At 71.9% G+C, this 15,312-nt stretch carries 9 protein-coding genes; 6 read left to right on the forward strand and 3 right to left on the reverse strand.

All coding sequences use genetic code 11. From position 1 onward, the window contains the following. The first annotated feature begins 434 nt into the window (after nt 1-434). The 4 genes from EAO71_RS37175 (at nt 435) to EAO71_RS37190 (ending at nt 10,732) form a co-directional block, all read left to right on the forward strand. Complete coding sequence (locus EAO71_RS37175) at nt 435-1,898, forward strand: VMAP-C domain-containing protein (protein ID WP_147982193.1); 1,464 nt, start codon at nt 435-437, stop codon at nt 1,896-1,898. A 247-nt stretch (nt 1,899-2,145) separates the two neighbouring features. Beyond that, entirely contained in the window at nt 2,146-3,000 is an 855-nt protein-coding gene (locus EAO71_RS37180) for an AAA family ATPase (RefSeq protein WP_261992536.1), read from the forward strand. Further along, on the forward strand, nt 3,000-6,029 hold the full coding sequence (locus tag EAO71_RS39580; RefSeq protein ID WP_261992537.1) for an SAV_2336 N-terminal domain-related protein: 3,030 nt from the start codon (nt 3,000-3,002) through the stop codon (nt 6,027-6,029). Before EAO71_RS37180 ends, EAO71_RS39580 begins: the two co-directional genes overlap by 1 nt. A 170-nt stretch (nt 6,030-6,199) precedes the next feature. Then, complete coding sequence (locus EAO71_RS37190) at nt 6,200-10,732, forward strand: AAA family ATPase (RefSeq protein WP_147982196.1); 4,533 nt, start codon at nt 6,200-6,202, stop codon at nt 10,730-10,732. 79 nt (nt 10,733-10,811) lie between these two features. Here the strand turns inward: EAO71_RS37190 and EAO71_RS37195 are convergent, their stop codons facing one another. The 3 genes from EAO71_RS37195 to EAO71_RS37205 all read right to left on the reverse strand — a co-directional run bounded on the left by EAO71_RS37195 (nt 10,812) and on the right by EAO71_RS37205 (nt 12,909). Further along, nucleotides 10,812-11,627 carry a hypothetical protein gene (locus EAO71_RS37195; RefSeq protein ID WP_147982197.1) on the reverse strand — a complete coding sequence of 272 codons (816 nt, stop codon included), beginning with the start codon at nt 11,625-11,627 and terminating at the stop codon, nt 10,812-10,814. Between the two features lie 200 nt (nt 11,628-11,827). Then, complete coding sequence (locus tag EAO71_RS37200) at nt 11,828-12,214, reverse strand: hypothetical protein (protein ID WP_147982198.1); 387 nt, start codon at nt 12,212-12,214, stop codon at nt 11,828-11,830. A gap of 173 nt (nt 12,215-12,387) precedes the next feature. Next, entirely contained in the window at nt 12,388-12,909 is a 522-nt protein-coding gene (locus EAO71_RS37205; protein WP_147982199.1) for an HAD domain-containing protein, read from the reverse strand. Between the two features lie 307 nt (nt 12,910-13,216). Between EAO71_RS37205 and EAO71_RS37210 the strand changes: the two genes are divergently transcribed. Next, nucleotides 13,217-14,830, forward strand: a complete 1,614-nt coding sequence (locus EAO71_RS37210; protein ID WP_147982200.1) for an ABC-F family ATP-binding cassette domain-containing protein — start codon at nt 13,217-13,219, stop codon at nt 14,828-14,830. A 73-nt stretch (nt 14,831-14,903) separates the two neighbouring features. Continuing rightward, nucleotides 14,904-15,312 (forward strand): YunG family protein (locus tag EAO71_RS37215; RefSeq protein WP_147982201.1); only part of this gene is annotated, 409 nt, incomplete at its 3' end.

Raw genomic sequence — 15,312 nt, forward strand, 5'->3', positions numbered from 1 at the left:
GCCGGGGGCGGCGGGTGCCGTGCCGGCTCGGGATGTGGGTCGACGCAGCTGGACCCCTCGCGGGGCCGGTTGGCAGCCGCACCGCCACGACCGGCAGCCGTCTGCCCGCTGTCCCACTCGGCGTGCTCGCCGGCCTCGGGGTCCAGGTCGGTGCTGCACGCCGTCCTCGGCCTGCCTTTGAGCGCCTCGACCGTGACGACGGCGCGGGGTGGGCGCGGACCCCGCCTTCCACGCCCGTCGGCCGGAACGACGTGTCATCCGCCGTCGCTCACCGTTTGACGTGAGGCGTGGACCAAGGGGGGCGAACCTCCTGGTCTGCCGCACAAAGAGTCTCCGCGCCCGTAGCATGTGGTGCCATCCGGATGGGGGAGCGGGGCTCCGAGGGCAGGGAGGTTGTCTGTGGAAGCGGTCGCGACGACGGACGGTCACCGATCTTGAGCTCCGACGCCCGAGAGGCGGCGATCTCCGAACTGGCCCGGCTGCTGGCCGACCTGCCGGGTTTCGCGGACGTGCACACGCGGGCCGTGATGCTGGACGACTTACCCTCCCGACTGATCGCGGGGCTCGCCCCCCTCCACCCCTCCCGCGCCGTGGCAGCGTCCCAGCTCATCCGCTACTTACAGCAGTGGGACGGCGCTCTTCTCGAACTTGCCGAACTGCTGGTCGTGTTCCACGGTGAGTCGGACCCCGTCAAGCGCTTCCAGCATCTGGTCGCCCGGGTCGCCGAGTCGTCCGGAGCGATCAGTGTGCAAGGCGGTGAACTCGTCCGGATCCTTCGCGACGATCCGCGCGTCCCCTGGCTTCCCTCCTACCTGGAGGTGACCGGACGGGTGGCCGATCCGCCTCCCGACTCGCCGGACGAGGCGGTGGTCCTTCTGGAGGATCTCGCGGCCCCACCCCACCAGGCGCCCCCGGTGCTGCGCTTCGCCGCGGCTGTCGCCGCACGTGCCGGGCTGCACCCCGGTACCCGGGAGGACCTGTTGGAGTGGGCGGAGCGGTTCGCCCGCCGGCTCGGAGTGCCGGTTCCCCGTGCTCCTCACCCCGGCCAGGAGGCTTCGTACGGCGGGCGCGACGGAGGCGTGCGGCTCGTCGTGAGACTGAAGAACTATCAACCCGGATCTCCCGATTGCATGCTGGCGGTGTGGCTGCACCACGGCGAGGGGCGCTGGATCCCCCTCGCCGTCGACGACGAGCCGCAGCCCCCCAGCAGGATCGCCGCCCGCTTCGGAACGTTCCTGAAGACGGCGGAGGACTACGCCGGCGGACCGCCGTCCCGGGTCGAGTTCATGTTGCCGCGTTCCCTGCTGGACCTGCCCGTCGATCGTTGGGCCGTACGCCGCCGCGAGGGCACCGGCGACGTCGACCTCCCCCTGGGCGCGCTGTGCCCGGTGGTCGTACGGGATCTGGAGCGGCCGGACGATCCCTGGGTCAGGGAACGATGGGCCCGTCGCTGGAGAGAGTACGAGGACCTCCACGACCTGCCTGCCGAGCGTGCCGCATGGGTCTCCCTCGGCCACGACCGCAGCCCGGTCACGACCGTCGAGCAGCTTGAGCGTGCTCTCGCCGTAGTCGTGGAACCCCCACCCCGACACAGCCGTGCCCGCTTGGGAAGCGTTGCACGCACCGTCGAGACGGCTCTCGATGCAGGAGTTCCCGTGGTGCTCTGGGGGCGTGACGAGAGCGACGCCGACGGGTGCGTGGATTCCGGTGCCCTGCGGGCGGCGGTGAGGTACCTGATGTCCAGAGGCAGTCCCGGGCGACTCCCCGAGCGCATCACGTCGTTGCGCAAAGAAGCGTTCTACTCCGGCGAACCGTCTCCGGCCGATCAACTCGCTCTGGTGTGGGACGGCCCCGAGGGGCGCCTCGAAGTCGACGGCGGCGCACTGCGCAGCCTTTGAGAGACCGGACGTAGGTGCTCGACCGGTCGTGGGGACCGGCAGAGGCAGGAAGGGTGGGACGAGGAGGACCATGCACGAGAGCTTCATCTACCAAGGGCACGGAGAGCCGCACGACGGGATCGACACCATGCCCGCGCCTCCTCCGTGGCGCGACACACGGCACCGCGGCCGCCCCGCGGAACCGCCGGGCCGATCCGTCACCGCGCGGGCAGGCGCCTACCGGGCCACACCGGCGGCGGTTCAGTCGGTGAACGCCGCTCTGATGCTCCGCCGGCCCTTGCTGGTCACGGGTCCTCCCGGCTCGGGAAAGTCCTCGCTGGCGTACCACATCGCCCATGAGCTGCGTCTCGGTCGAGTGCTGACGTGGCCCATCACGAGCCGGACCGCACTGAGGGACGGTCTCTATTCCTACGACGCCATCGGACGTCTGCAGGAGGCTGGACTCGCCGCGAGCGCCCGGTCCGGTCGTGCGGATCGGGGCGTCGACGCGTGGGAGCCGCGACACCAGGAGACCCCGGACATCGGGGCCTACGTGCGGCTGGGGCCACTCGGTACGGCGCTGCTGCCGGCGGACCGGCCTCGTGTCCTGCTGATCGACGAGATCGACAAGAGCGACCTCGACCTGCCCAACGACCTGCTGCACGTACTGGAGAACGGCGAGTTCGTGATCCCCGAATTGGCCAGACTGGCGGGCTCCACCCGCACCGTGAGGGTCCACACCGACGACGGTGCGCTCGGAGTCGGTGGGGACACGGCCGAGATCACCGAAGGCTGGGTGGGCTGCACCACCTTCCCCTTCGTCGTGCTGACCAGCAACGGCGAGAGGGAGTTCCCAGCCGCGTTTCTGCGCCGCTGCATTCGCCTCGACCTGCCTGCCCCGGACGTCGAGGGACTCATCGACATCGTCCAGTCCCACTTGGGACGCGAAGGCGTTGATCGAGGAAGGGAGCTCATCCATGAGTTCGTCAGGAGGCGAGAGAACGGCACCCTGTCCACCGATCAACTCCTCAACGCCATCTACCTGCTTCTCGGCAACGGCACGGCGGAAGCCCGCTCGGAACTGTTGGACCAGGTACTCCGGCCCCTGGGGCCGGCCGACTGATGCTGCCCCTGGACCGCGTTCTTCAGGCCCTCGACGGTGAGGCGCTCGACGCCGTGGGGCTCGCGGACGCGCTATGGCTCGCTGCTCGCCTACCACCCCCCACGGAGCCCGAGGACGAAGGCCCCGGGGAGGTGGGTGGGAGCGTCTCCGCCGACGTCCCGCCACTCGCACTCCACGACCTGGCGGAGGGGACCGGGCCCGTCGTTCTGCCCGAACGCCCCCCCGACGTCGTGTCGGACCCGCGACTCGACCTGTACCTGCCCGGCTCCCGCCGCCGGACCGGAGACCAGGACGGCGCGGTCACGGCGCTGCGGCTGCGTGCCCCCCGCGCGTTGCCGAACCCGCAGCGACTCGTACGGGCGCTGCGCCCGCTGACCCGCCGGGTGCCGTCCCGGAGCGAGACCGAACTGGACGAGGAGGCCACGGTGCAGAGCATTGTCGACACCGCGTTGTGGTCGCCGGTCCTGAGCCCTGCTCCGAGCCGTTGGCTCGACATGGCACTCGTCGTGGACGACAGCATCTCCATGACCGTCTGGCAGGAGACCGTCAGGGACTTTCTGTCCGTGCTCGTCGGTGTGGGAGCGTTTCGCTCCGTCTTGCACTGGAAGCTTCCGACGGAGGAGATCCCGTCCCGCGGAGTCGTCCTGCGTGCCCCGGGACACGAAGCCGGCACGAGCGCCGACCGCAGCCCGCTGGAGATCATCGACCCCACCGGACGCCGTGTCGTCCTGGTGGTCTCCGACTGCATCAGCCCGGCGTGGTCCGACGGCACCCTTGCCCGCCTCCTGCATACCTGGGGCCAGACCGGACCGATCGCGCTCGTCCAGGTGTTACCCCGTCACATGTGGGAACGCAGTGCACTCGGTGTCCGGGCCGCCCGACTGCAGTCTCCAGCGCCAGGAGCGCCCAACACCCGCTTGGCCTGTACGTTCCTTGGCCGCTCGCCCGAGCCGACCGCAGCGGGTATGCCGGTCCCCGTTCTGGAGATGGACCCGCGCTGGCTGGGTCCGTGGGCGTCCTTGACGAGCGGGGAGGCGCCCCCCTGGGACACCATGGTCGCGGTCGTGCAGGACCGGGTGAGCTCGGAGTCGGGCGTCACGGTCCGGCCGATTCGGGAGGAGGCCGTGGACGGGGCACTCTCTGCCAAGGACAGGGTGAACAAGGTCGCGAAATACATCAGTCCTGCGGCATTCCGCCTCGCCTGCCATCTGGCCGTCGTCCCGCTGAGCTTTCCTGTCATGCGCCTCGTTCAGCGAGCGATCTGCCGGGACAGCAGGCCGTCCCTGCTGACCGAGGTGCTCTTCACCGGGCTCATCACGCGGGTGCGGGACGACGGCACCGAGCAGCCGCCGTCGCCCCGCCCGGACGTCACACACGACGCGAGGCGCGAGGTCCTGTTCGACTTCCGGCCGGAGGTCCGGGCCGAGCTCCTGACCCGACTGCGGGGCACGGAGGCCTTGCAGACCCTGACTCTGGTGTCGGACTACGCGCTCGCGACTCTCACTCGGTCCGGTGAGGCGACGGTGGACTTCACGGCACTCGTCGAGGGCGAGGACGCGGCCGTCGCCGTGGCCCGATCCGATCGGCATTTCGCCACCGTGACGGCTCAGGTGCTCCGGCGTCTCGGTCCCGCGTACGAGCCCCTGGCCCGACGGCTGGAGGAGGGGCAGCCGGCCGCGGCCGACCGCTCTGCCTATGCGGTCGATGCGGCGGCCCGTACGGTCACCGGGGAGATGCCCGAGCCGATCGCGCTCGTGGGCCGCAGTCGCGTCCTCGGCGAGCTGCGCGGGGCGACCGAGCATCCGCCGGTCGAGGACCGGGTGACGCGTCTCGCCATCGTCGCCCGGGAGGGCGGTGGCTCCACTGCGGTGGCAGCCGCCTACGTCGCCGAGCATTACGGCTCGTACCGAGACGTGTTGTGGCTGAACGCCGGTCGCGAGGCGCCCATGGGCGTGGAACTGCCCGCACTGGTGAGGGCGGTCGGACAGGCGCGGGCGGCCGGAGACCATGCGCCTTGGCTCCTCGTGCTGGACGACGCCAGGCCGCAGGACGTGCCCGAGGTCCTGCCCCAGGGCCCGGGGACGCTGGTGGTCACGTCCACGGTCGATGCCTGGCCTGCGGATTTCGTCACCAACCGACTGTCCGCCATGAGGAGTTCCGCCTCCCTCAATCTGCTGCGGGACCTCGTGCCTTCGCTCTCCTCTCCGGTAGCCCTCCGAATCGCGGCCCGGCTGGGACACCTGCCCCTTGCGGTCACCATTGCGTCGGGACTCCTCACCGGTGACGGTGACGCGGACTCTGCTGGCGCCGGGCTACTGGTATCGCTCGGGGTGGATGCGTCACTCGAGGCGCCGCCCTCCGCCCCACTGCCCGACCCCCTGGCCGCCTTGTGTGAACTGGCCTTCGAACGCGTTGTCCACGAGTGTCCCGAGACCGCGTCGGTGCTGGATCTGCTGACCGTGCTGGGCCCCGGGACCGTGCCGCTGTCCCTGCTGCGTCATGCTCTGCCCGGCGTGGGGAACGAGCCGGGACCGGCCGTGGACCTGCTCACCCGGTCGGACCTGATACAGCCGTCACTCGATGGCACCGGCGTGTCCATCCGCCCGGCCGTCCGGCGCGCCTGGCATCAGCACATGGATGTTTCGAGCGGCGCGTCGGCGCGTCGGCGCGCGCGGGCCGCCTTCGTGGCCTGTGTCTCCTCGACCCGCCACACCAGCGGGGAGACGGCGCCCAAGGATGCCCGGAGCCGCCATGACAGGGATGCCCTGACACGCCATCTGGTGCCGATGGGTGTCCTGACCGACCGGGATCCGGCCCTGCGGGACGCCGTTCGAGGGCAGGTCCACCACCTCGCCCTCCGTGGAGACCCGGAGGGTGCTCGCATGCTGGCCGAGCAGGCGCTCGCCGCCTGGGGTGCGGACGAGGCCCTCGTCGGGGAGCTCTCGAGTTTGCCGGATCCGGACCGCAGGGGGCCCGGTACCCCGGCGGCCGACGACGTCCACGAGGACGAGGGACGGCACGACCTGTGACGAGCGTGGTTCCGGGCGATGCGCCCGGCGATCCCCTGCCCGCGCCGGAGCGCGTTCCCGGCCCGGCTCTTCCGACTGCCGGCGCCGTCGACCGGAAGGCGCTGAGCGTCGGGGTCTCCTGGTTCGCCCCCAGTCCCGATCACGGGCTCGAGGACGAGGGACCTGACCCGTTGACCTTCGCACCGGGCCGGGTGGCTGCGCTGGTCGAGGCCTTGGAGCGACCGGAATTCGGCTACCGGTGCACCACGCTCTCGGGTCCGGAAGCCGCTCCTCCGGAGGCGCATGGACCCGGGCAGGCCGGAGACGGTGGACAGACGGGGGAGGAGGCGGCGGGGTGGTGGCCCACAGCAGCCGAAGTCGGTGACGCCGTCCGCGGGGTCGTCACCGAGGCCGGCGCCGAAGGGGTGCGCATCGTCCATGTGCTCAGCCATGGCATCGTCCGGCCGACCGGCCTGTTCGTCCTGGGCGCCGACAGCGAGCACGCCGAGTGGACGTCGGTGTGGACCTGGCTGTCGGCGGTGGAGGACTACCCCGGGCGCCCGCCTGTGCTGTTCCTGCTCGACCTGTGCCACTCCGGGGCGGCGGCGCGGTTCGACTTCCAGTTGCGTGGTGTGACGGACGGCTCACAGCGAGCCTGGGTGATCGCCGCTTCAGGGGCGGCCGAACTCGCCGTCCAGGGGAGGTTCACCGAAGCCGTCACCGATGTCCTCAACGCCGTCGCCGACAAGCGGCTCGAGTACGACCACACGCGGAGTCACCTCGGCTTCCTCTGGTTCGTCGATCGGGTGCGCGACCGGCTTCGGGAACTGGTCGAGGACCAGGGCGGGATGGATCACCGGCCCACTGCGAACGTCCTCGACTCTCTTGCCTCCGGCCCCCCCTTCCTCCCCAATCCACGCTACGATCCCGGGCCCGCCGCCGGGATGCCGCCGCCCGATCAGCCCGGTGGCGGCGAGGTCGGTACGGAGTCTCTCGACGAAGTGGCGGACGTCGAGCACTTCCTCAGGCACGCGCGCGGCGGTGCGGGATTCTCCGGGCGGCCGGTGCCCCCCGGCGACGACACCGGCGCCGGGGTGTTCACAGGGCGTGGCGCGGAACTCGGCACGCTGGCCGACTGGCTGCGGGCGGGGCGGAGCGGAGCACGACTGCAGGTCGTCACCGGCAGCCCCGGTTCGGGGAAATCTGCGCTGCTCGGAGTGCTGATGTGCGCAGTGCACCCCGCCATGAGGAGCACGGGGGTCACCCTCCCCAAGGGGCTCGCCGTGACGGCGGCGACCATCGCACCCCCGCTGACCATCCATGCACGCCAGCGGACACTCGTCGAGATCGTCGACTCGCTGACCCGTCAGGCGCGCGCACGGGTCGACGCCTGGGACAGGACGACCCAGGGGCCGGAAGGAGACCCCCGGCGGTTCTTCGAGTTCCTCAGCCGCCGGGACGGCCCGCCTCCCATCCTCGTCCTCGACGCACTCGACGAGGCTCGCGACCCTGCCGAACTGCTCAGTGAACTGCTCCTTCCCTTGACAGCCCTGACTCGCCCGGACGGCGGTCCCCTGTGCCGGGTGCTGCTTGCCGCACGCGACGAGGAACCGTGCTCGGATCTGATCGCCGTGGCACGGTCCGGCGGAGACCTGATCGACCTTGACCAGGTGACTCAGGAGGCCCTGCAGGCAGACCTCCGGGAGTACGTCGTCAAACTGCTTCTTCCGGCCATGAGCGAAGCCCGGCAAGCCGACGGGGATGGGGAAGCCGGGGGGAGCGGCGGTGTGGAGGCGTTCGCCGAGGCGACCGCCCGCGCGTTGGCGGCACCACGTCGGGCGGTGTACACCGGCCCCTACCTGATGGCGGCCCTCTACGCCTCGTACGCCCTGCAGGGCGGGGTGAAGCCGTTGCTGGGGGACCCGGCCACGGCTGCGGAGCTGGGTGGACGGGTGCCCCTGGACCTCCCGAGCCTGCTCGACCTCGGATTCGCGCGCGAGTCCGCGCACCGCCTGCTGCGGCCCGTCCTGACCGCCCTGGCCTTCGCCCAGGGAGACGGCATGCCCGTCGCCCTGGTCGCGGCGGTCGCACGCGCCCTGGTCGCGACCGGCCGCGACGGTGCGTCCGGCGACGAACCGGCGGCGAAGGTTCGTGACGCCCTTCCACCGGGACCCGCGTCCGCCGCGGAGACCACGGAGGTGGCCGGCCTGCTGCGCGAGTTGCGGGCCTTCGTCAGGTCGGTGCCCGATCGAACGGGAACCGTCCTTCACCGCCTGCTGCACCAGAGTGTCGCCGACGAGCTGCGAGGACGCGCGGTGCCGGCGGACGAGGAGCGCGGCGACGCGGAGAGCCGGACGTCACGGGTCGTCTACGAGGCGCTGACCGACACGCTACGAGGTGCCGACCCCGACCGGCAGACGCGCTGGGCCGGGCTCGACGTCTACCTGCGGCGGCACCTCGCCCAGCACGCCTTTGACGCGGGTCGCCTCGACGAACTCTGCGCCGAGCCCCACTTTCTGGTCCACGCAGATCCCGACTGGCTCGGTCCGGAGCTGAGCCGGACGACCTCGGAAGCGGCGCGCAGCGCGGGAGCCGTGTATCGGACCAGCGCTCACGTGCACCGGCGGACCTCGGACGAACAGCGGCGCCACATCCTGGCTGTGGACGCGCTCAGACACGAGGCACGAACGCTGGCCGACCGGCTGGCGGCGCCCGGACCGGGCTGCGGGAGTTTCATGCCGTGGCGCCCTCAGTGGGCGACGGGGACCAGGATCAGCGCCGCACACGCGTTCACCTTGGAGCTACCGGACGACCTGGTGACCGTGCTGGCGGGCGCGGTCACCGACATACCGGTGGTGGTGACCGGGGGGCGCAGCGGCCGTCTGGGCGTCTGGGATGCCAACAACGGGCGTCTTCTGTGCACCGCGGAGACCGGCCTCGGGGAGATCCGCGCTCTGGCGTGCGCGCGGATCGGTGGGGTCCCCGTCGTCGTGGCGGCCGGGGCGGGTGACTCTCTCCGGATGCACATCCTGCCCGGGCTCAAGTCCGTCGATGTGCCAGGCCTGCGAGCGGAGGACGCCGGGAGCGTGCGATTCATGGAGTCCGTCGAGGTCGCCGGTCGGCAGATGGCCGTGACGGCTGATTCGTCCGGACGCCTGCTGCTCTGGGACCTCAAGGGCGATCTGCCTCGGGAGGAGCTGCACTCGGATCTCGGACGGACGACCGCGCTGGTGTGCGTTCCGGGCGGCAACGGGCCGTCTGTCGTGGTCGCCGATGACGAGGGAACCCTGCGCTTCTGCTCCCTGCTCGGTGACACGGGAACGGAAAGGGGCATCTTCCACCCGGGGCGGGTGAACGCCCTGGCCTGTGTGGTGGTCGACGGTGTGCGGTGCCTGGCCAGCGGGGGCGAGGACGGTGTGGTGCGGATCTGGGACCTTGCAGGGCGGTCGCTGCGGACCGAGTCCGTCTCGCGCCACGACGGTCCCATCTACTCACTGGTCGGCCTGGACGCCGTGAACGGTCCTCCGCTGATGCTCAGTGCCGGCAGCGACCGCACGATCCGGTTGTGGGACGTCCGTGACGGGACCGAACACAGCAGGTTTGTCGGCCATATGGGGCCGGTCACAGCCTTGACCCATCTGCCGTCCACACCTCCCGTCCTCGTCTCGGCCGGCACTGATCCCGCCCTGCGTGTATGGCACCTTCCGACGGACCGTCAGCGGGTCACCTCGCCCGTCGGACACACGTCATGGGTGAGCGCCCTGGCACGCGCGGTCGTCGACGAACGGGAGGTCCTGATCTCGGCCGGCGCCGACGGCCTTCTGTACCGCTGGGACCTGGAGTCGGGCGAGCCGCTGGAGTCACCGCAGCCGCTGCCTCCGTCCGGTGCCGGCCCGTTCCCGTCGCCCCGTAACGACACGTTCGCCCCCTCCGGCCGTACCGGCGCGGGCCGGCTGAACGCAGTGGCGGTCACCGCCCTCGAGGGCCGTCCGATCGCGGTGTCGGCCGGTCCGGACGGGTTGTTGCGCTGCTGGGACCTGAAAAGGGGGACACCGATCGGAGAGCCCTTCACTCCAGCCATGGCCCCCGTCCACGCCGTGAGCGCGACCGTTCTGAACGGGCGGGCGTTGGTCGTCTCGGCCGGTGCCGACGGGCTTCTCCACTGCTGGGACGTCGTGACGGGCTGCCGTCGTGGACTCCCACTCGTGGGCCACGTCGGCGGGGTGAACGCATTGGCATGCGTGGATCTCGAGAGCGGCCCGGCGGTGCTGTCCTGCGGGGACGACGGCACCCTGCGACTCTGGGATCTGGCGACCGGCCTCCCGGTCTGCCGTCCGATCGAGGCGCACGCGGGCTGGGTGACGGCGCTCGCCTGCTCGGTCGTGGACGGTGTCCCCTTCGCTGTGTCGGGCGGGCAGGACGGCAGGGTCCGGATGTGGGACCTTTCGGGTCTGCACACCGGTACGGGCTCCGAGAGGGTGCTTCCCTTCGGCGAACCGCTGTCCGTGACCGGGGGCGTCAACGCGGTGGACTGCGGCCCGGTCGACGGGGCGTTGGTCGTGGTGGCAGCCGACGATTCCGGGGTGCACATCTGGGATGTCGCCTCGCGCCGGACACGGATAGACATCGGCGTGCCGGGCCCCGTCCCCGCCTTGTTGCTGGACGGTGACCGGCTGGCGCTCGGTTGTGAGTGGGAGGTCGTGCTCCTGCGGCGCGTGGCCTGATCGAGCATCGCGTCGGGACCCGACCGCCCACTGAGCAGGGGCCCTCGGTACTGGGGATGCGCCGCCCCGGCACCGGTTCTCAGAGGTACGGCGCGACCGTCGCGGCGACCTTGGGCGCCGCGAGGTAGCGCGTCGCCTTGTGTGAGGCCACCAGACCGAGGGACACCTCGTGGTGCTCGTCGATGCCGGGGAAGCGCCCGGACAGATCGCGAGGCACCGCCACGATGTCACCGACGTCCGCGATGTTGATCCAGCGGGCCACGCCCGGCGGCCGCTCTCCCTTGGCCTTCTCGTTGCCCTCGCCCAAGGAGAGGCGTTCGTACACCGCCCCTGGCAGGCCGAGAGGAGACCCGAGAGTGATGAGTAGATCGAGTTCCACCGGGTCGTGCCACAGAGCCTCGTACGCGACGACGGAACCCAGGGAGTGGGCGAGCAGCACTCGCGGCCGACGGCGTTCCAGGACGCGGCTCAGCTCCTGACGCGCCTGATGCCGGCGAGGTGACGCCGGTTCGGAGACGTAGGTGTCCGCCTCCTTGCAGAAGAGGACGACGAACCGGCGAGCCAACTCGCCATAGCGTCGAGCCAGCCATTCGGCTGCCTGACGCACGGGCAGGGTGCCCGGCCCCATCGTCGTCTCGGCGGGCGCGCCGAGTGCCGCCACCCAACCCATGAGCATTTCCTGACCTGACAGGCTCAGTTGTTCCGGATCCGCCTCGCCCTGCGAGACTCCGAGGTGCAGATGGTGGGCGTAGTAGGCGGCTTCGAAACCACCTGACTCGTACGACGTCCCGAGCGCGGCGGCCCATTCCTGAGCGAGCGCCTGCGCGGCCAGTTCCGGACTGCCGGTCCGCTGCAGGTACCGGTAGCAGCGAATGCCGTGGATCCCGACGATCAAGAAGTCCCCCAAACCTCGACTCTCCTGTGAGCGAGGGTATGGGGGGTTGCGGCGCCGTGATGCCGTTGTGCTCCTTTGCGCCCCCGTCACGTCGATTTTCGGGCGTTCTCCATGCCCGGGCTCCGGCGCGGCGGCTTGTCTGACCCGATCGCTGCCCGGCGGACGCTCACCAGGATCGCCGAGGCCCGGCTTGTGTCCCGTCAGCCCTCGGCCGCCGTGTCCGCCGGGCCCTGCGCCGCCCCCGCGGACGCGCTTCGTCGGGACCGCAGCGCCCGTCGGGCGCGGGTGATGCCGTAGACCAGGAGCCAGGGGAACAGGGTGATGCCGCCGACGTACACGGCGAGAAAGCCCAGGACGTCGTCGAGGCGGGCCGGATCGTCCCAGCCGCTCAGGGGCAGGACCATGGCGGTCGTCGAGACCGCCACCGGTTCCAGGGGGAGCAGGACGGACCACAGGCGCGGTCGCCGGCCGGGGCGGCTCGCGCACCACCAGCCCATGATCCCCATGGCGAAGGGCCCGAAAGGCACCCACCAGACCACCGGGAAGAACAGCAGGACCCACCACTCGTCCGAGTACCCGAACATCATCGACGCCCCCCGACATCGTCGCCCGCATGACTCCTCCCGCACGGTATTCCCGCGGAGGTGGCGAGTTGAACGCGTTCAGCGTAGGTGTAACGCGGATCTCGACGGCCGGGACCCCAGGGGCCGGAGACCGCAGGCGGGGGTCGGCGGGGCGCCCCCGGTGCCGGGTGCCGACGTCAGCGCACCCGGTCCAGCCAGGCTCCGAGTACCGCGTAGTCGTTTTCGTCGAGACCCCGGCGGGGGTCGACCCGGTGCAGGAGCGCGTCGCCCGGGTGATGGGCGGCCACCCACGCGCGATCCGCTTCGGTCGCCTCGTCGTCGACCCAGGCGAACGGCCGCCCGGCCGCCCAGGCGACGAGCGGGCGGGTCTTCCAGTGCAGCCCCATGCGGTGGTCCCGTTCGTCCGCTTCGGACTGCTCCGGCCAGTCGACCACCGGCAGCGCGGGGAGGCCGAGGCGCGGGGCGACGCACTCGTTCGCGTCGGCCATCCACGTCGTGGCCCAGACGATGTCGCACGCGAGGGCCGCCAGCCGCGGCCCGTGCGCGGGATCGATGCGGGTCAGCAGCGGGTTGGCGGCGGCGTCGAGCCGGGCGTCGCCCGTCGCGTACGTCGGATACGCGTCGGACGACGCGCCGAAGGGGATGAGCGGTCCGTCGACGTCGAGGAACAGCAGCGGGCGCCGGGCCGGGGTGATCATGCGGGCACGATAGCGGGGCGCCCCGCCGCCGAGGCGCCCTCGCCCGCCGGCCCGCAGAAGGGTCCGAGAACACCCGCGCTCCGTCGGCGGACCCGGGAGCAGGCGGCCGGGCGCGGACGCCCGGATATTCGGTGGGAGTGGCCGCCTCCGTCATCTAGCATCGTCCGCATGGGTTCGTACTACTTCTTCCTCTGATTCCGGGGAGGGGCACGCGGTGACCGTCGGCCGGCCGACGGTCCGAGTCCGCTGCCCTCCACCAGGCCCATGACCCCGGCCTGTCTCCCAGGCCCTCCTCAGAGGAACACCCATGCGCGAGCGCGCACTCTCCCAGTTGGCCGTCAAGGACGTCTCGAAGGCGTACGGCCCCCGCACCGTCCTCGAACGCGTCTCCTTCACCGCCCGCCCCGGTGAGCGCATCGCCGTCGTCGGCGAGAACGGCTCCGGCAAGTCCACCCTCCTTCGCCTGCTCGCGGGAGCGGACACCGCGGACGAGGGCGAGATCACGGTCCGCGCGCCGGGCGGTGTGGGCCATCTCGCCCAGACGATCTCGCTCCCGCCGTCCCGGACCGTGCAGGACGCGGTCGACGGAGCCCTCGCCGCGCTGCGGGAACTCGAACAGCGCATCAGGCGGTACGAGGACGGCCTCGCCGAGGCGACGCCGGAGCAACTCCACGCATACGGCGACCTGTTGCACGCCTTCGAAGAACGCGGAGGATACGAGGCGGACGCCCGCATGGACGCCGCACTGCACGCGCTGGGGATCGGCCGGCTTGCCCGCGACCGCGCCCTGGGCACCCTCTCCGGCGGCGAGCGGTCGCGCCTCGCGCTGGCGTGCGTGCTCTCCTCCGGCGCGGAACTCCTCCTCCTGGACGAGCCGACGAACCACCTCGACGTCCACGCCGTCCGCTGGCTCACGGAACGACTCGCGGCCCACCGCGGCACCGTCGTGACCGTCACCCACGACCGGGCCTTCCTCGCGGACCACGCCACCGCCATCCTCGAGGTGGACGGGGACACGCGCGCGGTCCGCCGGTACGGAGACGGCTGGAGCGGCTACCGCACGGCCAAGGCCGCGGCCCGCCGCCGCCAGGCCCAGGAGCACCTCGAATGGCTCGACGAGGTGGCCCGCACGGAGGCACTCGTCGAAGCGGCCGGGCAGCGGCTCGCCGCCTCGGGCAAGGATCCGCGCCAGGGCTTCGGCAAGCACCGCCGCTCGTCGGAGTCCAAGCTCTCGGGCCAGGTGCGGACGGCGCGGGTGCGCCTGGAGGAGCTGCGGGCGCGCCCGGTGGGACCGCCGCCCGAGCCGTTGCGCTTCGCCGCCGCGCTGACGGCGACGAGGACGCGAGGCGTGCTCGCGGAACTCGCCGACGTCGCCGTGGGACAGCGCCTGCGCGTGCCCCGGCTGCGGGTCGAGGCGGGCGGCCGGCTGCTCGTCACCGGCCCCAACGGCGCGGGCAAGAGCACCCTGTTGCGCGTCCTCGCCGGCGACCTGCCGGCGGACCGGGGTCTCGTCCGGCACACCGGCGGCCGGATCGGCTACCTGCCCCAGGAGCCGCCGCGGGTCCCGTTCGCCGGCACCCTCCTGGAGGCGTACGCGGCGGGTCGGGGCCCGGCGGACGAACTCGCCGACGAGCTGCTGACCTGGGGACTCTTCGGAGCTCGGGACCTGGGGACCCCGGTCGCCGCCCTCTCGGTGGGGCAGCAGCGGCGGCTCGAACTGGCGCGACTGGTGGCGCGGCCCGCCGACCTGCTCGTGCTCGACGAGCCGACGAACCACATCGCCCCCGCGCTCGCGGAGGAGCTGGAGGAGGCCCTGGCCGGCTACCCGGGAGCCCTGGTCGTGGTGTCCCATGACGCCGGCTTCCGGGGCCGCTTCGTCGGCGACCGCCTCGAACTGCACGCGGGGCGGCCCGCCGCCTGAGCGCCGGGGGTCCCAGCGGCCCGCACGCCGGGGACCGAAGCCGTTGTCGGTGCCGGCTGAGAGCATCGCCCGCATGACTGTCCACCTTCTGAGCGACATCGAACAAGCGGTCCGCAGCAGTTGGAGCGCCGAGACGTGCACGCCCGAGTTCCGTTCGCGCTGGAGTCCCGACAACCCGGCGCGCGACCAGTGCGGCGTGACGGCCATGGTGGTCAACGACCTGCTGGGAGGCGAGCTCATCCGCGGGGAGGTCCACGTCGAGGGCCAGCGCGTCGACTACCACTGGTGGAACCGGCTGGGCATGGGTGTCGAGATCGACCTCACCCGCGAGCAGTTCGGGCCGGAGGAGATCGTCACGGGAGGCGAGGTCGTGCCCCGCCCGCCCCGCAGCGAGTGGCGCCGGCTCCAGGACGAGTACGCGCTGCTGAGCCGCCGCGTCATGGCGCGGCTCGGCGGGCTCCCCGCCACGGCGCCCGCCGAGC

This window comes from Streptomyces sp. MS191 (assembly GCF_008042125.1).
Classification (GTDB): domain Bacteria; phylum Actinomycetota; class Actinomycetes; order Streptomycetales; family Streptomycetaceae; genus Streptomyces.